This window comes from Streptomyces sp. NPDC007991 (assembly GCF_042958445.1).
Taxonomy (GTDB): domain Bacteria; phylum Actinomycetota; class Actinomycetes; order Streptomycetales; family Streptomycetaceae; genus Streptomyces.
Window position 1 is genome coordinate 158,853 of record NZ_JBIBJD010000006.1, and the last position, 20,904, is coordinate 179,756.

General features: G+C 69.2%; 21 protein-coding genes and 2 pseudogenes. 11 read left to right on the top strand and 12 right to left on the bottom strand.

Annotated elements, in window-relative coordinates; genetic code table 11:
* Positions 1 to 172 precede the first annotated feature (172 nt).
* The 5 genes from ACFZDA_RS18410 to ACFZDA_RS18430 all read right to left on the bottom strand — a co-directional run bounded on the left by ACFZDA_RS18410 (position 173) and on the right by ACFZDA_RS18430 (position 2,428).
* Positions 173 to 832 carry a response regulator gene (locus ACFZDA_RS18410; RefSeq protein WP_391082130.1) on the bottom strand — a complete coding sequence of 220 codons (660 nt, stop codon included), beginning with the start codon at positions 830 to 832 and terminating at the stop codon, positions 173 to 175.
* Positions 829 to 1,125, bottom strand: coding sequence for an ATP-binding protein (locus tag ACFZDA_RS18415; RefSeq protein ID WP_391082133.1), 297 nt, complete (start codon positions 1,123 to 1,125; stop codon positions 829 to 831). Before ACFZDA_RS18415 ends, ACFZDA_RS18410 begins: the two co-directional genes overlap by 4 nt.
* On the bottom strand, positions 1,098 to 1,817 hold the full coding sequence (locus tag ACFZDA_RS18420) for a histidine kinase (RefSeq protein ID WP_391082135.1): 720 nt from the start codon (positions 1,815 to 1,817) through the stop codon (positions 1,098 to 1,100). The genes ACFZDA_RS18415 and ACFZDA_RS18420 overlap by 28 nt, the downstream gene beginning before the upstream one ends.
* Positions 1,784 to 2,023, bottom strand: a complete 240-nt coding sequence (locus ACFZDA_RS18425) for a hypothetical protein (protein WP_391082138.1) — start codon at positions 2,021 to 2,023, stop codon at positions 1,784 to 1,786. Before ACFZDA_RS18425 ends, ACFZDA_RS18420 begins: the two co-directional genes overlap by 34 nt.
* Before the next feature lie 63 nt (positions 2,024 to 2,086).
* Positions 2,087 to 2,428, bottom strand: coding sequence for a hypothetical protein (locus tag ACFZDA_RS18430; protein WP_391082141.1), 342 nt, complete (start codon positions 2,426 to 2,428; stop codon positions 2,087 to 2,089).
* Here ACFZDA_RS18430 and ACFZDA_RS18435 point away from each other — a divergent pair.
* The 9 genes and pseudogenes from ACFZDA_RS18435 to ACFZDA_RS18475 all read left to right on the top strand — a co-directional run.
* Positions 2,343 to 2,723: pseudogene (locus ACFZDA_RS18435) on the top strand (integrase core domain-containing protein); the annotation flags it as partial. The gene ACFZDA_RS18430 and the pseudogene ACFZDA_RS18435 overlap by 86 nt on opposite strands.
* 83 nt (positions 2,724 to 2,806) lie before the next feature.
* A complete protein-coding gene (locus ACFZDA_RS18440) occupies positions 2,807 to 3,373 on the top strand; it encodes a hypothetical protein (RefSeq protein WP_391082144.1) in 567 nt (188 codons plus the stop codon).
* 240 nt (positions 3,374 to 3,613) lie between these two features.
* The gene (locus ACFZDA_RS18445; RefSeq protein ID WP_391082152.1) at positions 3,614 to 4,834 is read left to right on the top strand and encodes a helix-turn-helix domain-containing protein; all 1,221 of its coding nucleotides are present in this window, start codon (positions 3,614 to 3,616) and stop codon (positions 4,832 to 4,834) included.
* A gap of 133 nt (positions 4,835 to 4,967) precedes the next feature.
* Positions 4,968 to 6,087 (top strand): annotated as a pseudogene (locus ACFZDA_RS18450) (metallophosphoesterase).
* A gap of 295 nt (positions 6,088 to 6,382) precedes the next feature.
* On the top strand, positions 6,383 to 6,934 hold the full coding sequence (locus ACFZDA_RS18455; RefSeq protein ID WP_391082155.1) for a snapalysin family zinc-dependent metalloprotease: 552 nt from the start codon (positions 6,383 to 6,385) through the stop codon (positions 6,932 to 6,934).
* 591 nt (positions 6,935 to 7,525) lie between these two features.
* Positions 7,526 to 9,043, top strand: a complete 1,518-nt coding sequence (locus ACFZDA_RS18460) for a helix-turn-helix domain-containing protein (protein WP_391082158.1) — start codon at positions 7,526 to 7,528, stop codon at positions 9,041 to 9,043.
* Between the two features lie 244 nt (positions 9,044 to 9,287).
* Positions 9,288 to 10,562 carry a diaminopimelate decarboxylase gene (locus ACFZDA_RS18465; RefSeq protein ID WP_391082161.1) on the top strand — a complete coding sequence of 425 codons (1,275 nt, stop codon included), beginning with the start codon at positions 9,288 to 9,290 and terminating at the stop codon, positions 10,560 to 10,562.
* A gap of 371 nt (positions 10,563 to 10,933) precedes the next feature.
* Complete coding sequence (locus ACFZDA_RS18470) at positions 10,934 to 12,292, top strand: lipase family protein (protein ID WP_391082163.1); 1,359 nt, start codon at positions 10,934 to 10,936, stop codon at positions 12,290 to 12,292.
* Positions 12,293 to 12,492: 200 nt separating this feature from the next.
* On the top strand, positions 12,493 to 13,245 hold the full coding sequence (locus ACFZDA_RS18475) for an alpha/beta fold hydrolase (RefSeq protein ID WP_391082166.1): 753 nt from the start codon (positions 12,493 to 12,495) through the stop codon (positions 13,243 to 13,245).
* Between the two features lie 314 nt (positions 13,246 to 13,559).
* Here ACFZDA_RS18475 and ACFZDA_RS18480 read toward each other — a convergent pair whose 3' ends face one another.
* Complete coding sequence (locus tag ACFZDA_RS18480) at positions 13,560 to 14,024, bottom strand: hypothetical protein (protein ID WP_391082170.1); 465 nt, start codon at positions 14,022 to 14,024, stop codon at positions 13,560 to 13,562.
* A 10-nt stretch (positions 14,025 to 14,034) separates the two neighbouring features.
* On the opposite strand from ACFZDA_RS18480, the gene ACFZDA_RS18485 reads away from it, so the two are divergent.
* A complete protein-coding gene (locus ACFZDA_RS18485; protein ID WP_391082173.1) occupies positions 14,035 to 14,160 on the top strand; it encodes a hypothetical protein in 126 nt (41 codons plus the stop codon).
* Positions 14,161 to 14,171: 11 nt separating this feature from the next.
* On the opposite strand, the gene ACFZDA_RS18490 is transcribed toward ACFZDA_RS18485, so the two are convergent.
* From ACFZDA_RS18490 to ACFZDA_RS18505, 4 genes are all read right to left on the bottom strand, one after another.
* Complete coding sequence (locus ACFZDA_RS18490; RefSeq protein ID WP_391082176.1) at positions 14,172 to 14,651, bottom strand: transposase; 480 nt, start codon at positions 14,649 to 14,651, stop codon at positions 14,172 to 14,174.
* A gap of 650 nt (positions 14,652 to 15,301) precedes the next feature.
* Positions 15,302 to 16,438 carry an extracellular solute-binding protein gene (locus ACFZDA_RS18495; RefSeq protein ID WP_391082179.1) on the bottom strand — a complete coding sequence of 379 codons (1,137 nt, stop codon included), beginning with the start codon at positions 16,436 to 16,438 and terminating at the stop codon, positions 15,302 to 15,304.
* Between the two features lie 121 nt (positions 16,439 to 16,559).
* Entirely contained in the window at positions 16,560 to 17,210 is a 651-nt protein-coding gene (locus ACFZDA_RS18500; RefSeq protein ID WP_391082182.1) for an NAD(P)H-binding protein, read from the bottom strand.
* A gap of 44 nt (positions 17,211 to 17,254) precedes the next feature.
* Complete coding sequence (locus ACFZDA_RS18505) at positions 17,255 to 17,755, bottom strand: hypothetical protein (RefSeq protein ID WP_391082185.1); 501 nt, start codon at positions 17,753 to 17,755, stop codon at positions 17,255 to 17,257.
* Between ACFZDA_RS18505 and ACFZDA_RS18510 the strand changes: the two genes are divergently transcribed.
* The gene (locus ACFZDA_RS18510; protein WP_391082188.1) at positions 17,754 to 18,341 is read left to right on the top strand and encodes a MarR family transcriptional regulator; all 588 of its coding nucleotides are present in this window, start codon (positions 17,754 to 17,756) and stop codon (positions 18,339 to 18,341) included. The genes ACFZDA_RS18505 and ACFZDA_RS18510 overlap by 2 nt on opposite strands.
* 361 nt (positions 18,342 to 18,702) lie before the next feature.
* On the opposite strand, the gene ACFZDA_RS18515 is transcribed toward ACFZDA_RS18510, so the two are convergent.
* Both ACFZDA_RS18515 and ACFZDA_RS18520 read right to left on the bottom strand, forming a co-directional pair.
* Complete coding sequence (locus ACFZDA_RS18515) at positions 18,703 to 19,071, bottom strand: hypothetical protein (RefSeq protein WP_391082191.1); 369 nt, start codon at positions 19,069 to 19,071, stop codon at positions 18,703 to 18,705.
* 437 nt (positions 19,072 to 19,508) lie between these two features.
* Positions 19,509 to 20,699 (bottom strand): alpha-lytic protease prodomain-containing protein, encoded by a 1,191-nt coding sequence (locus ACFZDA_RS18520; protein ID WP_391082193.1) that lies wholly within the window; start codon positions 20,697 to 20,699, stop codon positions 19,509 to 19,511.
* Positions 20,700 to 20,904: the final 205 nt, after the last annotated feature.

Below are 20,904 nucleotides of genomic sequence, written 5' to 3' on the forward strand. Positions count from 1 at the left end.
CACGGCGTCAGCCCGCGGTGGGAACACCTCCGCAGTGCCTCGAAGGCGTCGAACCTCCAGGCGCTCGGGGCGGCCGCGAATTCCGTTCGCCGAGTCCGTGACCTGGCAGAGCTGATCGGGCGCCCGTGGTACCGGTCTTCCTCGGCCGACGGTGGCGGCTGTGCAGCAGCCCCTATCGCTCCCGGACCATGCCGGCCTCCCAGGCCCAGGCGGCGGTCTCGACCCGGTTACGGGCGTCGATCTTCTCCTGGATGTTGGCCAGGTGCGTCTTGACGGTGGACAGTGACACCACCAGCTGGTCGCAGATCTCCTGGTTGGTGCGGCCCACCGCGACGAGTCGGGCCACGTCGAGTTCGCGGTCGGTGAGCGGGCTTTTGGAGTCCGGGGCGGGCCGTGTGGCGGACAGCTCCCTCAACAGCCGGACGGTGACGGCGGGGGAGACCAGCGCGTCGCCGCGGGCGGCGGCCCGCACCGCCTCGACCAGCAGGCTCGGCGGGGCGTCCTTGAGCAGGAAGCCGCACGCCCCGTTGCGCAGCGCGGTGTGCACGTAGTCGTCCTGGTCGAACGTGGTGATCACGACCACCCGCATCGGGGTGTGGACCCCTGGTCCTGCCAACGCCCGGGTGACGTCCAGGCCGTCCAGTTGGGGCATCCGGATGTCGACCAGGCACACGTCGGGCCGCAGTCGGCGGGCGAGTTCCACGCAGGCGGCACCGTCGGCGACCTCGCCGACCACCTCGATGCCGGGCTGGGCGTCGAGGATCAGCCGGAAGACCATGCGGACCATTTTTTGGTCGTCCGCGATCAGTACGCGGACCGCCGTGTCGTTCACGCCGGTGATCCTGCCACAGCGGCCGGCACCGGGAAGTCGGCGATCACCCGCCAGCCGCCGCCGGCGGTCGGGGCGGCGGTCAGCGCGCCCTCCACCGCTTCGACACGTTCACGCAGGCCGACCAGTCCGAAGCCGCCGCGTCCGCCGACCGGGCCGGCATGACGTGCGGCCGGTGCCGTGTTGTGCACTTCGACCCGCAGCCGGTGCCCGTCCACGTCCACCCACACGGCGACCACGGCACCGGGCGCGTGGCGGCGCACGTTGGTCAGGGCCTCCTGCACGACCCGGTGCACGGAGGTCTCCACCTCGGGGCGAGACGCGCCTCGCGGGCCGCCGCGGCGACGTGCAGCTGGACGTCCGCTTCGTCCGCGGAGAATACGGAGACGAGACGGGCCAGTTCGCTCCATACCTGCCCCGGCCGTACGCTGTCGTGGTCGTCCTCGCGCAGGACCCGCACCAGGCGCCGCATCGAGTCCAGCGTCTCCGATCCGGACCGGGTGATGTTCTCCAGCAGCGGTCCGACCTGTTCCGGTGCGGTGTGCTGGAGGATGAGCGCCGCGTTGGCCTGGACGATGATGCCGGTGACGTGGTGGGCGACGAAGTCGTGCAGGTCGTGGGCGAGTTCCAGGCGCTGGCGCTGGCGTACGGCGGCGATGTCGCGGGCGCGCTGTTCCTCCAGCAGCCGCGCGCGCAGCCCCCAGGCGAGAGCCAGGCCCGCAGCGAGCGTCATCAGCAGGGATCCGTTGAGCGAGCTGTCGCTGTCGTATCGGATGTCCGTCGGCAGCCAGCGCAGCGGGACCGTGATGACCGCCGCGGTCAGTGCGGCCGAGACGGCCACCGCAGTCCTCGGGCTCGGCACTGCGCGCACCGCACGGGACAGCAGCACCAGCAGAGCCACACTCTCCAGCACTCCGACCGTACCGACACTGTCCGGGCCCGCCCGCACGACGATCACAGCCGTGAGGACCAGCGAGCTGCCCGCCACAGCACGGCACGGACCTGCACACTCGGCCGACGGGCGGGCAACAGCAGCGCCACGCAGGCAAGCGGACCGGACACCATCGGCAGCAAGCTCGCCCATCGGCCGTCGGGCACCCCGTCTGCGAACACGTCGAGCAGCCCCAGCAGCCCGAGCATGATCCAGCCGGCGGCGATCAGCGCCCGGCGGCGCAGCGGAGTGTCCGAGTTCACGCCCGTCAGGATACGGAAGCGACGCTTCCCCTCGCTCTCGACCGAATGGCCGATGTCCGGCCCTCACAACCGGCCGTCCGGCCGAGCCCGCCCGGTGCCGTGCGCCCCGATCGTGGACGGCATGCATCCGATGATCACCGTTTCTTCCGGGGAGTCCGCCCGATGAACACCCCCGCCGCCGTCCTGACCGGCACCGGCCTGTTCAAGTCCTACGGCATGGCCCACGCCCTGGCCGGCGTCGGCATCGTCGTGACGTCCGACCAGTCGCTGGCCGTCATGGGCCCGTCCGGCTCCGGCAAGTCCACCCTGCTGCACTGCAGACGAGCGCCAGGAGACCGCCACCGCCTTCTGGACCCGCGCCCACGCCTTCTTCACCCAGGCCGGAATCACCATCGAGCGGGTCATGACCGACAACGGCTCCTGCTACCGCTCCCGGCTATGGCGTCGGACCCTGGCCGCCGCCGGAATCACCCACAAGCGCACCCGCGCCTACCGGCCGCAGACCAATGGCAAGGTCGAACGCTTCAACCGCACCCTGCTCGACGAGTGGGCCTACGCCCACCCCTACCGGTCCGAGGCCGAACGACGCCAGGCATTCGACGAGTGGCTGCATACCTACAATCACCACCGCGGACACACCGCGCTGAAGGGCCAGCCACCCGCCAGTCGCGTCCCCAACCTCACAGGGCAATACACCTAGCCGTCCCGGCACACCAGGTGACGCAGGTGCGGACGCTGGCCGCACAACGCTTGCACGCCGCCGGGGTGACCGCAGGGATCGGTGTGGACGACGCCCCAGTGGCCCAGGGCTCCGCCGACGGCCGTCAGGTCACTGCCACCGTCTCCGGCGGCCCGGCCGAACTGGACCGCGCCCGCACCGCGCTGACCGGCCTGCTGCCCGACCAGTACCCCGTCACCAGCACCGACGTGAACTGGTCCGAGAACCGGTTCGCCCGGGACTTCACCACCATCACCCACGTGGTACTCGTGGTGACCTTCACCGTCGCCATCACCTCGGCCGGGATCACCGCGACCGCCGCTGTCCTGGACCGCCGCCGGACGTACGCCCTGCTGCACCTGGCCGGAACCCCCCTGCGCGTCCTGGACGCCGCCCGCAACCGCGAGATGCTCATCCCGGTCACCGTGCTGGCCGGCGGGGCCGTCGCGGCCGGGCTGCTGTGCGGGGGGTCGATGATGGTGGCCGGCGGCGACTCGTCGTTCGACGCACACGGCGCGATGGTTCTCGCGGTGTGCTGCGCCGCCGGGGTCGGCGGGATCCTGGCGGCCGGCGGGCTGAGCCGCCCCCTGCTGCGGGCGGCTACCCGGCAGGCGGGGGCTCGCGGCGAGTAGCGCGGTGGGGGCCTGTCCGACCCGGCCTCGTCCACGCACCCGGATTGTTGACTACTCTCCACCTGTCCTCCACGGACAGGTGGAGAAGGCGTGGTCAGCCGTGGAGGACGCGGTTGATCCTCACGACGGGAAAGGGGAGCTCACAGACCGATTGCGATCACGCGTCCGATGTCAGGCCGCCAGGCCGTTCCACCGGCGGCAGCCAGCTGGTGAGTCTTCTCCGGCCGAAAGGAATGTCACGTGGCAGCACCCGCTCCGCATGGTGTGCCGAGCAGCAGCCCCGAAGCCAGATCCATACCGCCCGGGCTGGCCGAACCGCTACGGAACGATCTCGAGGCCGTTGCGGACGAGGTGGTGCAGGCGATTCTCGAGCACGTTCCCGAGTATGCCGGGCCCTCCACACGAAAACTCCGAGCCGTCGCGGTCGAGGCGCTGACGCTCTTCGTCGACCTGATCGCCGACCCCCAGAGCCAAGGGGACGCCGTCTCCGCGAGGTACCACGACTTGGGGCGGGCCATGGCCAAAGGAGACCGCAGCTTGGAAGCCCTGCAGTCGGCGCTGCGTGTAGGGGGGATGCAGGCCTGGCGGCGACTGAGCAGCACGGCGGAGGGGCTGGGGCTGGGCTCGGCGGTGGTTTCCGCGCTGGGCGAGCTGGCGTTGCACACGGCGCACGAAGTCGCGGAGGCGGCGGCTCGGGGATACGCCGAGGAGCGACTGCGCAGTTCGGACCAGTTGGAGCGACAACGACGCCGGCTGATCGGCCTGTTGCTGGGCGATGGTCCGGTGTCACCGGAGGCGGTGCACGACTTGGCGCACGCCGCACGCTGGCCGGTCCCCCGGCAGGTCGCGGTGGTCGCACTCGCGTCGTCGCCGGACATACGGGAGGAGACGTGGCCCCTGACCACCTCTGACATCCTGGTGGACATGGAGTCCCGGCCGCCCCGCATGCTGGTGCCGGATCCGCACAACCAGAGCCACTTCGCCGGGCGTGCTTTCGCACTGGCCATACGCGACCGCCCGGCCGCGATCGGTCCCACGGTGCCCCTGGCACAGGCGGCACGGTCTTTGCTGTGGGCCACGCGAGCGCTCGGGCTGATGGGCCGTGGGATTCTGCCCCGGCAGGAAGTCGTGCGCTGTGTGGACCACCTGTCCACACTCCTGCTGCACAGCGACGAGCCGCTGCTCGGCGAACTGCGGTCGCATGTGCTCGCTCCGTTGGACACGGTCTCGGAAGGACAACGCTCACGGCACGCCGAGACGCTGCTGGCGTGGCTGCTCAGCGGCAGCAACGTGCCTGACGTCGCCGCCCGTCTCCACCTCCACCCGCAATCGGTCCGCTACCGCCTGCGCCGGCTCAGGCAGCTCTTCGGTGACGCGCTGGACGACCCGAACACCCGCCTCGACCTCATCCTCGCCCTGCGCGCCGAATCACTACGTCAGCCGGATTCGTCCGGCCGGTGAGCCCCGAGTTGACCTCCTGTCCCTTGCCGCGTCGCGGTTTCCGCACGCCTTCGCTCCAAGAGGCCGTCCCGTGAAACGCCCGCCGACCACCGCGGCGGCGCGAACTCCGCGGCAGAGCCGACCGCGCGGCCTCATGCGCTACCTCCCCCTGAGCGCCCCGTCCCGCTGTCGGCCATGCCCTGCTGGGTGCTGCCGACACCGGCCAGCACTGGCCGCTGCCTGCCAGGTTGGTCGGCACCGCCGTGTTCGTCCTCGGCCTCGTAGGTATGCCGCTCCCGATGGCGCGCGGCCACAGTCGGCGTCAGGAGGGCGGGGCGGCGATCCTCGGCGACACCGTGCTGGGCGAGCTGGGTCCTGTTCACCTGGTCCGTTCTGCTCGGCGTCTTCTTGCGGCTCGCCCTGACCGTGGCCGGCGTCGGCGAGAGCCAGGACCAGGCCAGAATCGTCGCTTAGGCCGTCCTCGCTGTGACCGGCATACTGCTCGCCTGGGGCTACGCCGAAGCCCGCCGCGTGCCACGCGTGCACCCACTCGACGTGCAACTCCCGCGAGTGGGTGCCGGGTTGGACGGGCTGCGTATCGTCCTCATCACCGACGCCTACTACGGCCCACCCAATCGCGCGCGCTGGTCGGCGCCGGTGTGCGAGACGGTGAACGCGTTGGAAGCCGACCTGGTCTGCCACACCGGCGACATCGCGGACGGCACGGCCGAACGCCGCCGCGCCCAGGCCGCCCCACGGCCCCGCGTACACGTCACCGGCAGCCACGAGTACTACAGAGAGGCCCAGGGCTGGGTCGACCTGATGGGCGAGCTGAGCTGGGAGCCGCTGCGCAACCGCCATCTGCTGCTCGAACGCGGAGGCGACACCCTCGTGGTCGCCGGCGTGGACGACGTCACCGCCGAATCCTCCGGCCTGGCGGCCACCGCGCCCACCTCGCCGGGGCCCTGGGCGGCGCCGAGCCCGACCTGCCCGTCCTGCTCCTGGCACACCAGCCCAAGTTCATCGACCGGGCGGCAGCCGTCGCCATCGACCTCCAACTCTCCACCCACACCCACGACGGCCAGACCTGGCCCTTCCAGGTCCGCACCGACCGGCCGGCCCTCGCCGGCCTCAGCCACCACGGCCCCCGCACCCTCCTCCACACCAGCCGCGGCACCGGCTTCTGGGACCCGCCGTTCCGCGTCTTCGCCCCCAGCGAGACCACCCTGCTCGTGCCACGCTGCCCGCACCGGTCCACCTCGCGACAGCCCTGAGCGGGCCAACGCACCGGGCACCGACAATCAGCACGATGGGACGAGGGCGCGTCCGCGGTGCGCAAGCCGTGACAGGCTTCCCAGAGCCACGGCGCCGACGGACAGACTGCCGACCATCGGAGTAACGGCTCGTGGCACCGCCGAACTATCACCCACCGTCGTTGAGCGGCGGGGCACGACGTCCGAGACGAAGGTCATCTACCGGCCATCCCTCGAAATCAACAGGCCTGAAGTCGCGTTGAGGACCACACTCGGCGTCTCTAGCCTCCTTTGACAATCGAATGGAGGCATTTCCATGACCCGAACCTTGAACTTGTTGGCGACGGTGGTCCTGGCGTCCGGTGCCCTTCTGGGTGTCAGTACGCCGGCAGGCGCGGCCGACCCGGCTCCTGAGGTCATCCCGATCGACCTCATGCTGGCCGGCTCCTACACGGACGCAGCGCGCGAGGCGATCGAGATCTGGAACACGGCCGTCCCGTCGATCAAGTTCGTCGAACAGGACACTCCGGCACCGCTGCGGGTCATGGAGTACAAGACAGCCAAGGGAGTCCAATCCCACGTCAACATCAAGGGCGCGGGACAGGGCTGGGTGTACCTCGAAGTCGGCGACGCCCAGCTGTACAAGCCTTCTCGCATCGTCGTCCATGAGCTGGGCCACATCCTGTCGCTCCCCGACCTGGGCCCGGGCAGCCCCTGCTCCAAGGTGATGTCAGGCGCCTGGGGCGGATCGGACTGCGTCAACACCCAGCCCGACGCCGCGGAAAAGGCCGCCGTCAGGGACTTCTTCGCCGCCAACGACGTCGGCGACCGAGTGCCCTGGTGGGGGTCAGCAACATCTGCGCGGTAGGGCGAGCTGTCGCCAGGCCTCCGGCCGTGGCACGGAGGCCTGCTGCCACCGATGTAGCCGGGTTCGGGCCGTGCGTGACCGATCCCCCGGCCCGAGGGACAGCAACGGTTTTCGCGCACCGGACAGGCGTGGCCGTCGGTCGTGACCGTGACGTCGGCCCCGGCCGGAAGCGGCGCCTGGACGGTGCGACGGTGGGCCGGCGTGCTCGAACGCCACGGGAGGGTTCCGTACAGACGCAACGCTGACCCACGCGTCGGTGAAGGCCGCGAGCGTCGTCGATCAGGCATTCTTGGTTTCCCCTGCGGTCGTACCCTCGACAGCGAGTCAGTGATTCCGCGATCTCCCACAGCCCGTCAGTGATCTGTTGAGGCTTCGGCGGCCCCGGCGCGGGACTGTGACCGAAGATCGACGGGGGTGTTACCGGTCCATGTGATCTTGAATGCGGAGAGTCTGATGGAGTCAGGTGGTTCTTTCGAGCCGAGGTCCTCGCCGGAGCGGGGTCCGACATTGGAAGGTCTGCTGTCGTTGGTGGGGGCTGGTGCACTCGAACTGGTCACGGCTCCACACGGTGTGGCGACTTCCGTGCGAGGCGTGACGGTGTGGGACGCGCTGGAGCCGGAGGCACGGCCAGGAGAGGTGCTGCTGGCGATCGGAGTCGACGCGCGATCGAGTGCGGCGGTCGATGTCGTTCGGGCCGCCGGTCGGTCCAGGGCCGTGGCAGTGGTCTTCGGTCCTGGCGGGCGGGAACCGGCGCGTTCGGAGTTGCGCGGAGCGGCCGAGGCCGCGGGTGTGGCGGTGCTCATCCGCCCGGCGTGGGTGGGGTGGATGCAACTGGTGGGGATGATCCGCGCCGGTCTGGTGGCTGTCGGCTGCCCGGCCGATCCCCCGTTCGCCCAGGTGGCCCTGGGGGACCTGGAGGAACTGGCCGACGCTGTAGCGGTGACGGTCGGCGGGGCGGTGACGATCGAGGACCAGCAGTCGCACGTGCTTGCCTACTCGTCCACGGACGAGGACGTGGACGAGATGCGCCGACGCACCATCCTCGGTCGCCGAGTGCCGGCTTCCACGGTGGCGGCGATGCGGGAGAGCGGCTTCTTCCGCGTCCTGTGGAGTTCAGGGGATGTGGTGCGCCGACCGGCTGAAGAGGATCTCCCCGAGCGGCTGGCCATCGCGGTGACCGCCGGCGGTGAGGTTCTGGGATCGATCTGGGTGGCGCCTGCCGGACGTCCGCTGCCGGAGACGGCCGAGGACGACCTGCGGGCGGCCGCCCGGGCTGCGGCTCCGCACCTGCTCCATCACCGGTCTCGACGGGCCGGTCACCTGCAGGCCGTGCAGGAAGCCGCACGGGCTGTCCTGGACGGTTCGGGCTCCGCCGAAGCCTTGGCGACATCCGCCGGGCTGCCTGTCGACAGCCGGTGCGCGGTCTTGGCGGTGCGCGCCGGTCCCGGTCCGGACCGGGACCGAGGTGAGGGTCGCCTGCCGGACCTGGTAGCCCTGCACTGTGCCGCACACGGGCATCAGGCGGTCGTGGTGGCAGTCCCCCGTGGGGCGCTCGGACTCGTGGGCAACCTGCTGCCGGACTCTCAGCGCGCCATGGCGCAGGTGACGCGGCTGGCCGAGTCCCTGGCCGGACACCTGTCCACGGCGGTCGACGCCGACGTGCGGATCGGTGTCGGAGAGGTGGCGGCGGATCTTCACCGCGCGGCCGAGTCCCGACGCACGGCCGATCTGGCACTGCGGGCGCTGTTGTCCGGCGGCACCTCCCGCGCGGTGGCGCGGCTGGGTGAGGTGGCGGAGGCAGCGACAATGCTGCAGCTCCTGGACGCGCTTCAGGAAGTACGCCTGCCACCGGAGCTGCCGGTGACGCGCCTGACGGCTTACGACGCCGAACACGACGGCGGCATGGTGGACACACTGCGCGCCTACCTCGACCACTTCTCGGACGTCCCCGCGGCAGCCCGGGCGCTGGGCGTCCACCCCAACACCTTCCGGTACCGGATCCGGCGGCTGCGCGAGGTGTGCGGCCTCCACCTCGACGACCCCGAAGCCCGTCTCCTGGCCCAGTTGCAGCTGCGCCTGATGAGCCGCGGCGGCTCCGGCGACCGGTGAACCTGTCGCCGCGCACCATCGCCACGGGCCGGCTTCGTGCCCGGACACAACCACCGGCGGAGGGCTCACGGTCCCTGTCCGCAGGCACGGCTCGCCCCGGAGAAGTGTGCATCCGAGGATGAAGACGCGGTCGCGACAGTCCGGGAATCTGGCCTTCGAGTGCCCGGTACCACCCGGGTGGGCACAACGACTCGGAAGGTGCAAGGTGACCATTTCCCAGGCAGCACAACGGCGTGAGCACATTTTGAGCGCTGCGGTACAGCAGCGGCTCCTCGACGCCGACGACGCTCCGCTGGCGGGGTTCGTCGACCTCGACGGCGTCGCCGCCAGCGTCGCGGCCCTCCGGAGCGCCTTCCCGTCGTCGGTCTCCGTGCAGCATGCGTTCGCGGCGAAGGCGAACCCCCTGGTGCCACTGCTCCTGGAGCTCCGAGGGCTCGGCATGGGCTGTGAAGCAGCCAGCGCGGGCGAACTCGCCCAAGCGCTGGCCGCCGGATTCGCCCCCGAACAGATCGTGTTCGATTCTCCGCTGAAAACCCGCGCCGAACTCCGTCAGGCACTCGAACTCGGTGTCGCGGTCAACGCGGACAACTTCCAGGAACTGGCCCGCATCGACACGATCCTCACGACCCGCTCGTCGAACTCGCGTATCGGCATCAGGATCAATCCCCAGGTCGGCGCCGGCTCGATCGCCCACAGCAGCACAGCCACCGCCACGTCCAAGTTCGGCATAGCGCTGGAGGACACCGGCAATTTCGCCCGGCTCCTGCAGGCCTACCGCGAGCACCCTTGGCTGACCTGGCTGCACGCGCACGTCGGATCGCAGGGCTGTCCGCTCGACCTGATCGCCCAGGGCATCGCCAAGACCGTCGCCTTCGCCGAGAAGGTCAACGCCGGACTCGGCCGACGGCAGATCGTAGGCATCGACATCGGCGGGGGGCTGCCGGTCGACTTCGACAGCGACGACAGCGCCCCCGGCTTCGACGCCTACGTGGCACGGTTGCGCGACCATGCACCGGGCCTGTTCACCGGCGACTACCGGATCATCACCGAGTTCGGCCACTCGCTGCTCTCCAAGAACGGCTTCACCGCCGCCTACGTCGAGTACACGAAGACCGCCGGGGAACTCCCGATCGCGATCACTCATGCCGGTGCCCACGTCGCTGCACGCACCGTGTTCCAGCCCGACTCCTGGCCCCTGCGCGTCTCCGCCCACCACCCCACGGGTGAGACGAAGACCGGTCCGCTCACCGCCCAGGACATCGCGGGCCCTCTCTGTTTCGCCGGCGACATGATCGCGCGATCTCGTCCCTTGCCCGAACTCGCCCCTGGCGACCTCGTGGCCGTCCTCGACACCGGCGCCTACTGCTTCTCCGCGCCTTACCATTTCAACGGCATGCTCGAGCCCGCCGTCTACGGCGCACGCACGGCTGCCGACGGGGGCATCGACTTCCAACTCCTGCGTTCCGCCGAGACCATGGACCACCTGCTGAGCCGAAGCGGCACCGATGTCATGAGCTAGTGCCGCGTCAAGAGCCCCCTGCTCCGGGGGGCACGTGCAACCTCATGTCGGTACCGGTCCGGACGGCGCGGTATCGACGGGCAGGCGTTGCAGCTGACATCAAGGCGTGGTGGGCCTCGTACTGGCCGATGCCAACATCCCCAGCAGCTACCTCGTGGCTCCGACCCGCAACGCGGCCTGGCTGACTTGCCAGCGGGGCGTCTTCCCGTTCTCGCGAGATGCCGGCGACAAAGCGCGCGGCCCGCTCGCAACGCCATGCGCTTGCTTGGGCAAACGGTTACCGGAACGTAACTCGACCGGCGTTACCGGTGGTAACTAACGGTGCTAGTTTTTCGCGCAACCACGCAATGCAGCAGCACGAGGAGTGAGCTGTGAGCCGTTACCGAAGCCGTCCGCGTTCCAATCGTCTGGCCGCCGTCTCGCTCGCCACCGTGGCCTGCGTCTGCGTCGGCGCGACCACGGCCGACGCCACCGCGACCGGGGCCACAACCGCGCCCGTCGTATCCCGGGGCGTCGCCATCCCGGCCTTCTACACCCCGCCCGCCCAACTGCCTGCCACCAACGGCGCCTTGATTCGGCACGAGCCCCTCCCCCTGGGGCTCTCGCTGCCCGGCCTCGACGGCCGCACCCTGCCGGGCACCGCCACCCGGCTGATGTACAAGTCCACCGACTCCGACGGCCAGGCCGTCGCGGTGACCGGCGTCTACATCGAGCCGTCGGCAAAGTGGGAGGGCGACGGGCCCCGCCCTCTGGTCGCGGTGGCCTCGGGGACTATGGGCCAGGGCGATCAGTGTGCGCCCTCGCTCGGCCTGCAGCATCCGCTCACCGTCAGCGGACAGACTCTGTCCGTCGGCTACGACAACATGGCGATCTACCGTCTGCTGGCCACCGGAGCGGCCGTCGTCGTCACCGACTACGTCGGTCTGGGCGCCACCGATCGTCTGCACACCTACGTCAACCGCCTGGACGAGGGACACGCGGTGCTGGACGCCGTCCGTGCGGCGCGCGCTCTGCCCGGCACGTCCCTCACCTCCGGCTCCCGCGTCGGCCTGTACGGGTACAGCGAGGGCGGCGGAGCCACCGCGTCGGCGGCCGAACTCCAAGCCACGTACGCGCCCGACGTCCACCTGGCGGGCACCTACGCGGGCGCGCCTCCCGCCGACCTGACCGCCGTCATGAAGGGGATCGACGGCAGCGTTCTGGCAGCCGCCCTCGGCTGGGCGATCAACGGCTTCGTCCAGGCGTACCCCGACATGCGGGCCGCCGCCGAGGCGAACCTCAACGATGCAGGACGCAAGGCCCTCGCCGACACGTCGACCATGTGCATCGGCGACGCGATGCTCGGGTACGGCTTCTCGCGGAGCAGCACGTGGACGAAGAGTGGCAAGTCCGTCGCCGAGATCATCGCCGCCGATCCGCGCTCGCAGGCCATCCTCGACGAACAGCGGATCGGGACGCTCAAGCCGAACGGCCCCGTCAGGGTGGCCACCGGCATCCAGGACGACATCGTTCCGCACGCCCAGGCCCGCCGACTGGCCGTGGACTGGTGCCGCAAGGACGGCAACGTCACCTACCAGGCCGTCAACCTGCCCAACCTCGGCGACAAGATCCTCACCAACCACCTCGCCCCCCTCATGACCGACCAGGGAACGGCGATCTCCTGGCTCACCGACCGCCTGGAGGGCAAGCCGACCACGTCCAACTGCGGGACCATGCCCTTCCAGCGCTGACCGAGCGATCCGGCGGCCCGATCACCCCGTGGGCCGCCCACTCGGCCTTTCGGCCGAGGCGACTGCCCGATCCGGGGCCGAGCCCGGCCGTTCGATGCGGGTGAGGGGCCGGCGGCGGGAGGGTGAGCCACGGCGCCCGGCCTTCTCCGCCCCACGCCAGGGCCGGACGCCCGATTCGACTCGTCTCCCCTGAAGACACGATGACCAACGCCCCTGAACTGACCGGAATAGCGCACCGCCACGTCAACCTCGGCCAGATAGATATGCATGTCGCCGAAGTCGGCACCGGCCCTGCCGTGCTCTTCTTGCACGGATTTCCGTCGCTGTGGCTTACCTGGCGGCACCAGATCACCGCCATGGCCGAGGCTGGCTACCGGGCCATCGCCCCCGACCAGCGCGGCTACGGCGACACCTCCGTCCCGAGCCGTGTCCAGGCGTACGACATCGAGCACCTGTCTGGCGACGTGGTGCGACTGCTGGACGCGCTGAACCTGGAGCAGGCGGTCGTGGTCGGACACGACTGGGGCGCGTTGGTCGCCTGGTACACGGCGCTCCTCCACCCGGACCGGGTCCGGGCCGTCACCGGGGTGTCGGTCCCGTTCGTGCCACGCACTCCCGTACCGCCCACCCAGTACTGGCGCGAGACACTCGGCGAGGACTTCTACATGCTCTGGCTCCAGGAACCCGGAGTCGCCGAAGCGCTCTTCGACGCCGACGTCGAGCGCGCGCTCAACGGTCGCCGGGTCCAGGGCCGCGAGGCGTGGCTCAACGGGCCGGCCACCGACCGTCTCACCTACCCCCTCCCCCGAGGACCGGGCGCTGATCGCCTCGCTGAAGCGGAACGGCTGGACAGGACCGCTGAACTGGTACCGCAACTTCGACCGCAACTGGGAGCTTCTGGCCCCCTACGACGGCCGCACCGTCGACCAGCCGTCCCTGTACATCGGCGGTGAGGGGGACCGCGGTTCATGCCGCCGTCGCTGATGGAGGGGCACGTCACCGACCTGCGCGGCGCCGACATCCTGCCCGGAGTGACGCACTGGATACAGGAGGAAGCGCCTGACCAGGTCAACCGACGTCTGCTGGATTTTCTGGCGGGACTCTCGAAGTGGACCGCCGACGACCGGGACGGGCCGCGAGGTGCATGGCAGGGGGCTTCTCATACGCCCCCTGCCATGGGCCCACCAGGCGGCGTCAGCCATCGCACAACGCGCCTCGCGCGGCGTCTCGATCGGGCGCGGGCAGGCTTCGCCGTCTCCCGGTTCTGTCACCACACGTGGTACGACGCGTAGTTGCTCACGGCCAGGTTGGTCGTCCAACTGCCCCAGCGCTTGTTGGGGTCCCAGCGGTACAGGTAGGCGTTGCCGTCGGGCCTGCCCGGGCTCGGCAGGCAGGATTTCCCCGTGGAGTGGTAGATGCCCTGGAAGACGCCCTTCGTCCAGCGGCGCTCCACGACCTGGATCGGCTGGGCCTTCTGCTCCGGATTCAACTCGATCGAGAAGGTGAACGAAGTGGTGGTGGAACCGTTACGCCCGTACGAGGGGGTGACACTGACGAGGTCCTTGGCACCCGGGATCGGGATCTTGACATTGAGGCCGACCGACCACTGCCAGCCCGTTGTCTTCGATTTCCCCCAGTCGTATCGGCACTTGGGAACGTTCCAGGCGCACTTGTAGGTCTCACCCCGCCAGATCCAGTCCTGCCAGGTGTCGCACGCCTGCCGCGTGGTCACCGACCGGGTTTTGTCGGGAGTCGACCAGTTGCCGGACCGCGTGCGCACCGCCCGTGACTACCAGGACCGGATCATCTACCGGAAGACCTACACCAACTTCCGGTTCTCCGAGACGTCGTCCTGGTGGACCACCTAGTGCTGGGTTCCTCAAACGATGTACACATATCGGCGCCGTAGTCGGCGGGTCGGGGGTGCTGGTCTGCCCCTAATCCAGGCCGTGGCATGGGAGTTGAGCTGTCTGGTTGCAAGGGTGGTGGCGTGTTCGACGTCGTCGCGATTAGCGAATGAGCGGCCGGCGAGGGCGGCTTCGCGGAAGATGCGCCACCAGCCTTCCTGCAGGTTGAGCCAGCACGCGCCGACGGGGATGAAGGCATGGTGGATGCGGGGATGGTCTTCGAGCCAGGTCCGGGTGGACAGGCTGTTATGACTGGACAGGTTGTCCGCGACGATCCAGAGCTCGCCGGTCGGGTTGGCGTCTTCGATCTGTTGACCAGGTTGGGGTGGTGGAGCCCGAACGGGCGGCGGGAAGCGCTCTGAGGCTGCTCGTCGGCCGTACCTTGGTGGAGTTGCCCGCAGTTCGTCGAGGTGGAGCCGAAGCTCATGAAGTACACGCTGACCGAACAGCAAGCTGACATGCTCCGCCAGATCGCTGCAGCGTCCAGTGCCGTGCCCATTGCTCCCAAGAGTTCGAACGTGGCTTGGGCCCTTGAGCGGCGTGGGCTAATCAAGCGGAGCTGGCGCGGTAGCGGGACCGGCCGCTCTGACCTCGGCTGACGTGAACAATGCAGATCCATGCACACAGCTGAGGTCAGAGCAGTTCTCAGATTCGCTTCACCACCGGGCCGAAGCCCGGTGCACTGCGAATAGACCCGGTAGCTGGTCAGGAGTACCCGGCCTCCGACTGGTTTGCCACCTCCACCGTGCCCCTCGACTACGCCCGCGCCCTGTCCCTGAGGATCGACCCGCGCGGGCTGGGCGCCGGCAGTCCCTCAGTACGGGCCCAGACCGAGGACGAGCGACCGTACCGGGCAGCCACCTTCGCCGAGGACACCGGCCGCGCCCGGCGCATCGACGCCCGGTGCGTCGTCCGCGTGGGCGCCCGACTGCCGTACATCAACTGGCTGCACTGGTCGACTGAGGCAGCCGGTGGCACCGATCAGACTGAAGCATTCCCGAGCCGCAGCCGCTCGCCATGCCCAGCGCGCGTACGTCTTCCTCGGCCGGGTCTGATCGACCGCCTCATCAGCCAGAAGCTTCCTCGGTCGGATGCGTCCGCATCAGCGGCCGGGGTGCAGGCCGAGCCGGCCCGGGGACGGCGCGCCGCTCACCTCTCCCACGTAGAGGGTGAGTTGCTGCTTGAAGCGCTCGACGAGGGCGCGGTCGGCCATGAAGTGCTCGAAGCCGCCGAGGTGGGCGTTGGGGTAGTCCCAGATGGGCCGGTAGCCCGCGTGCGGGGCCACGTCGGTGCGGACAGACCACATGTAGAAGTCGGACTGGGTCTGCTTCGACAGCCACCAGTTCAGGTACAGCCTGGCCGCGGCCGGGTGGCTGGCGCCCTTGAAGATGGCGGCGCGCTGGGCCCAGGCCATGAACGGGTCGCGCTCGGGCAGGACGAAGCGGGTCTTCATGCCGTCGGCCGGGGTGAGCATGCCGTCCGTGCCGAGCGCGACGGCGGCGGTGCCCGCCTCGACGCGGTCGGCGGGTTCCTGTGTGCCGCGTACCCAGGCCACGTCCTGGGCGGCGAACCGGCGCAGCCAGTCCCAGCCGTACTTGTCGATGATGAGCTTGTACAGGTACAGCACCGCGTCGTCGTCGTTCGGGAAGGTGGAGACGATCTTCCCTTTGAGACGCCGGTCGAGGAGGTCGCGAGCGGTGGCCGGTGCCTGCTTGGCGCCTACCTTGTCGATGTTGTAGATAGTGGAGAAGGCGTCGACGAAGATGCCGGTCCACGCGCCGTCGGGGTCCTTGAAGGCAGGGTGGACGCGGGAGAAGCCGGCCGGCTTGTAGGGCTGCAGGACGCCTTCCTGCTTCCAGCGGGGGAAGTCCTGGAGGGTCTGTAGCTGGACGACGTCGGGGACGAGGGTGCCGGTGGTGAGCTGGTTGTCGATGCGGGCGTCGTGGAACTTGCTGTAGTCCACGACGATGTTCAGTGTGATGCCGGGGAACGCCTCCTCGAAGGCGGCCTTGTTGCCGTCCTGCTGGGTGGCGGTGTCACCGCCGGCGTACACGGTGAGCGTGCCGCCCTCCGCCTTCGCCTCACGGTACAGCTGCTCCAGGCTCTTGGTCTCCTCACGCGTGCCGGCGCGTCGGCCTGAGGCCTCTGGGGTCGTCGCGAAGCCGCTCGCTCCTCCGAGTGCGAGAGCGGCAGAGGCGATCGAACCTCCCACCAGTACCTGACGTCGTGCCATCGGCATTGCCGTGTTCCTTCCTTGGACGGTGATGCGAACGGGGAGCATTCGGCTGCATTGGCAGGCACGGGACGGGCGGACGATCAGGGAAGCTCAGAACTCCCCCGCTGCCCGCGTCCTCTGCCGGTCAGTACGCGAGGGTGATGCGGCGGCGGATCGTGCTGTCGTTCTCGGCTTCGTCGACGAGGGCTACGGCGTAGTCCTCGGCGCTGATGAAGCTGGTGCCGTCCTCGGCGGTCAGCAGGTCGTCGCCGCCGAGGCGGAAGGTGCCGGTGCGCTCTCCGGGGGCGATCTCGTCGGCCGGGGAGACGTAAGTCCAGTCGAGGTCGGTCACCTCGGCGCGCAGCAGGCGCAGCACCTCGCGTTGGGCCAGCGACTCGGCCTTGTACATCGCGGGGAAGTCCGGAGTGTCGACCCGGTCCCTGCCCGAGGCCGTCTTCAGGCTGCCTGCGCCGCCGACGACCACCAGGCGGCGTACGGCAGCGGTGCGCAACCCGTCGGTCAGGGACCGGTACGTGGCCAGCAGCGGGGTGGCCGGGTCGGAGCCGTCGCGGGGCGGGGAGACAGCGGATATGACGACGTCGTGTCCGGCGCCGGCCCGGGCCACCTGGTCCGCCACGGCGGCGTCGAGGGTGAGGGCGCTCAGCTTCGGGTGCTGCGGCAGGGCGTCCGAGCTGCCCGAACGGCTGGCGGCGGTGACCTCGTGGCCGCGGCTGAGCGCTTCCGCGGCGATGCGCGAGCCGATCATGCCGGTGGCGCCGATCAAGAGGATCTTCACAGATGACTCCATAAGTGCTCGTGGGTGTCGTATGCGTTGAGTGGTCAGTACTGGATCGCGAAGGTGACCTTCGCCTGCTCCACCGTCTCCTGCAGCACACGCACCTGGCCGGTGGCGTCCTTGTATGCGCCGGTGCCTCCCGTGATGGCGAACCGCTCGTCGAAGACGGGACCGGTGGGAGAGAGCCTGGCCGTGCCGGACGTGGTGATCTTTCCGTCAGGCAGCTCGTAGACGAAGGTCAGCAGTTCGGCGGTGCGGGGCTTGGCGTCGGTGGAGACGGCGACGAAGCTGCTGGTGCCGAGTTTGCGGCCTGCGGGGGTGGTGAGGTCGCCGGTGCCGATGAGCTGGTCGCCGAGGGCGGTGTCGGCGGGGGCGACATCGACCATGTTGATCGCAGTGCCCCTCTCGATGGCCTTGATGGTGAGCGTGCGGTGCGGGTGCGAGGGCGGGGCTGCGTCCGCTGTGGCGGGGCCCAGGGCCAGGCCGACGGCGAACGCACCGGCCGTGGCGGCGACAGCGAAGACGGAGAGGAGGGGCTTGCGCATGATCGGCTCCACAGGGGCACACAGGGAGATTTACCTGCCGGTGCAGACAATATATCTGCTGAGCAAGATATTGCAACGGCAGCTTCTTCTGTGTGCGACCTTCTGTCACCCTGGGGAGGTGAACGAGGAACTGCTGAACGACGACGACGTGACGCTCTACGGGCTGTTCGTCGAGGCGTACACCCGCCTCAAACCGCTGGTGCACCGCGAGCTGGGCTTGCCGGAGACCTGGTTCGAGGTGTTGCTGCGGCTGGGGCGAACACCCGAACACCGGCTGCGCATGACCGACCTGGCGGAGGCCGTGTCCTTCAGCTCGGGCGGCTTCACCCGGCTCGCCGACCGTATGGTGAAGGAAGGGCTGATCCGCCGCGACCCCGACCCGGTCGATCGACGGGCCGCACTCGCCGTACTGACCGACAAGGGCGCCGATGCACTGGACCACGCCATGACCAAGCACGTGTCCCAGCTGCGCACCCATGTCTCCGGGCCGCTCTCGCTGGTGGATCGCCAGCACCTGGAGCGCGCTCTGCGCATTCTGCGCGACGCCTCGAGCCCTACGCGGCCATGGGAAGACGGATCACGCTGACCTATCACCCGCTTGAAGCGACAAGCCTCGTGCAGTCGCCTTGTGACGACGCCCGATCAAGGTCCGGCGTTGTCACCACTTGAGGCGAGTGCGACACCTTCGGGCCAAGGGCGGTCGGCGGCAGCGAGGCCGCCGGGTTCAAGGGCTCAACACAGCGCACCGAAGGCACCCGCCAGTGAGCCGCCAGAGGTCAGTGGGGACGAGCGCGACGAGGTCATGCGTCCTGCGCCTCTGAGGGGCCACTGGCATGGTCGGGCAGCTGGGCGGACCGGCATGAGTTGCCCTGCCGGGTATCGACCGGCAGGGCACATGCGGCTTGGATCTCGAAAAACAGCAGGCTCATCGGCGCAGCAGGATGACGCTAGACGCGCTCGAACATCCAAGTGACGCTGGTGGCGTCAGCCTTGAGGACGGAGACCGGGATGGAGAGGTCCTTGCCGTCACCGTCCTTCGCGGTGCAGGTCACCTTGACCCCGGCCACCGCCTTGAGATCCGGGCACTTCATGACGGACGTGTCACCGCCGATCCATGGCAGCGGACTGTACTTCGACGAGGTACGGCCTGCGACGATGTCTCCGCTGAGCGCCTTGTGGCCGTCCACGGTCACGGTGGTGGACTTGTCGAGCCCAGTGGTCGACTCCGTACCGCTCATGGCATAGGTGAGGGCTCCGCCACCCACGGCCACCGCTGCCAGCGCGACGCCGGTGACGATCAAAGGCTTGCGTTCCATGGAGTACTCCTGGTGAGGACAGACGGGGTTGCGGCACCCAATCTCGCCCCGCACAAGGGGAGCCGGCCTCGGCCGAACGGCCGGTTGTGACAGCTCACCGCACGCCTTCCTCGGCCGGATGGCCGACCCTGCAACCGGCCAAGACGGCGGACGGCTTGCCGGGGCGGTGGTTGGGACCCGCTGGACCGGAAGGGTATGCAGCACTGGCACAGCTGCGCTCAGCCCCAGCGCCTGAGCACTACCCGACGCCCTCAACAGCTCCCGGGCGCTCCGTACAAGCTGAGGTTGAGAGTGTGTCGTTCCACGTCCCTAGCCGGTTCAGGGGTTGCGGCCGGCGCGTGAACGGCCGTGCCGCCACCCGCCCGCTCGGGTGAGCGTCATGAGGGCCGACCAGCGTATGCCGGACGGCCCCCACGTTCACGCCCGCGTCTTCGACGTCAGGCCGTGTTGAGGGTGAGCCCGTAGTGCGTCAGGGCGTCGTCCAGCGGCTGGAAGTAGGAAGATCCAGGTGCGTTGACGCTGCCGTTGCAGCGCTGGCTCGAGGGGCCTCCGGAAGTCATGCCCTGGGCCTGGTTGCCCGAGATGTAGGCACCGCCGCTGTCACCTCCCTGCGTGCATACCGAGGAGCTGGCCAGGCCGGTGACGACAGTGTTCGGCCCGCCGTTGGGGTCGGAGTACGTGACCGTCACGTTGTAGGAATTGACCCGTCCGCACGTCCAGAAGGTGGTGCGGCCCGACTTGCAGAGGGTGGATCCGGAGGCCGCGCGCCTGCTGCCGAGCACCGTGGGCTCGGCAGTCCTGCCATAGGTCCCGACCACGGTGGATATCGTGTTGCCGACATCGAGACGTGCGATGCCCATGTCAACACTGCGGCTGCCCAGGGCAAAGCGGGAGTTGGTGCCCTGGGCGAAGCGGGCCCCCTGGTACGAGAGGACCGGGAGGTCCTCGATGCAGTGCCCTGCGGTGACGAGGTACTGATGGCCGGCGGAGTCGCGGGCACCATAACCCACGGAGCAGACGAAGCCGTTGAAGGCCATTTCCGCGCCGGGCTTGATGGTCGCCTGTGGGGCCAGGTCGGGCTGGTCGGACAGGACACGCACGGCGTCTCCATAGGACCGTGCCTTGTCGAGGAAGGCCCGGGCCGAGGCACTGTCGCCGTCGTTGACCTTCACCGTGACGGTGTCCGCGGCGAGGTCGACCTCCCAGGAACTCACCCCGGTGGGAGTTCTACCGAGTGCCGCATCGTCCAGGGCGGCCTTGACCTTGTTCAGCTCGTTCTCGCCATGGCGGACAGTGCGTGCGCTCAGCCCGGCACCTTCCACTTCTCGTGATGCCTTGGCGTCGTCGGTGTTGACGACCAGTTCTCCCTTCGCGTTGAAGAAAGAGCCGTCGGTCGCCACACCCTGGCGCTCGAGCGAGGAGAGTGTTCTCTGCTGGTCGGCTTCGCGGTCAAGCCGCTCCACAGCGGCCTGTTCGCTCACGCCGAGCGAGGTCGCCAGAGCGCTCATCATGGCGGCGTCGTAGCGCGTGTCTTGCGAGTCGGCTGCCTGCGCGCCGGACACGGCGGTCGCCGACGAGAGCAGAACAGTGGCAGCGAGTGCCGCGATTTTCTTACGGGAGATACGCAAGAGTCGCTCCTTCTGGGGAGCAGGAAAAAGGCCGCGAACAGTGGGGGGGGGTAGCGAAAGGGCACGAGCGAGCCCAAAGTGACCGTTTTCCTGGCGGTGCGCACGTTGACGACGACCGCGCTTGAATATTGAAGGACACTCACAGGAAAGAACAAGGAAAAGTTCCAGCCAAGCGATTACCAGACAACCCAGCATAAGTAGAGGC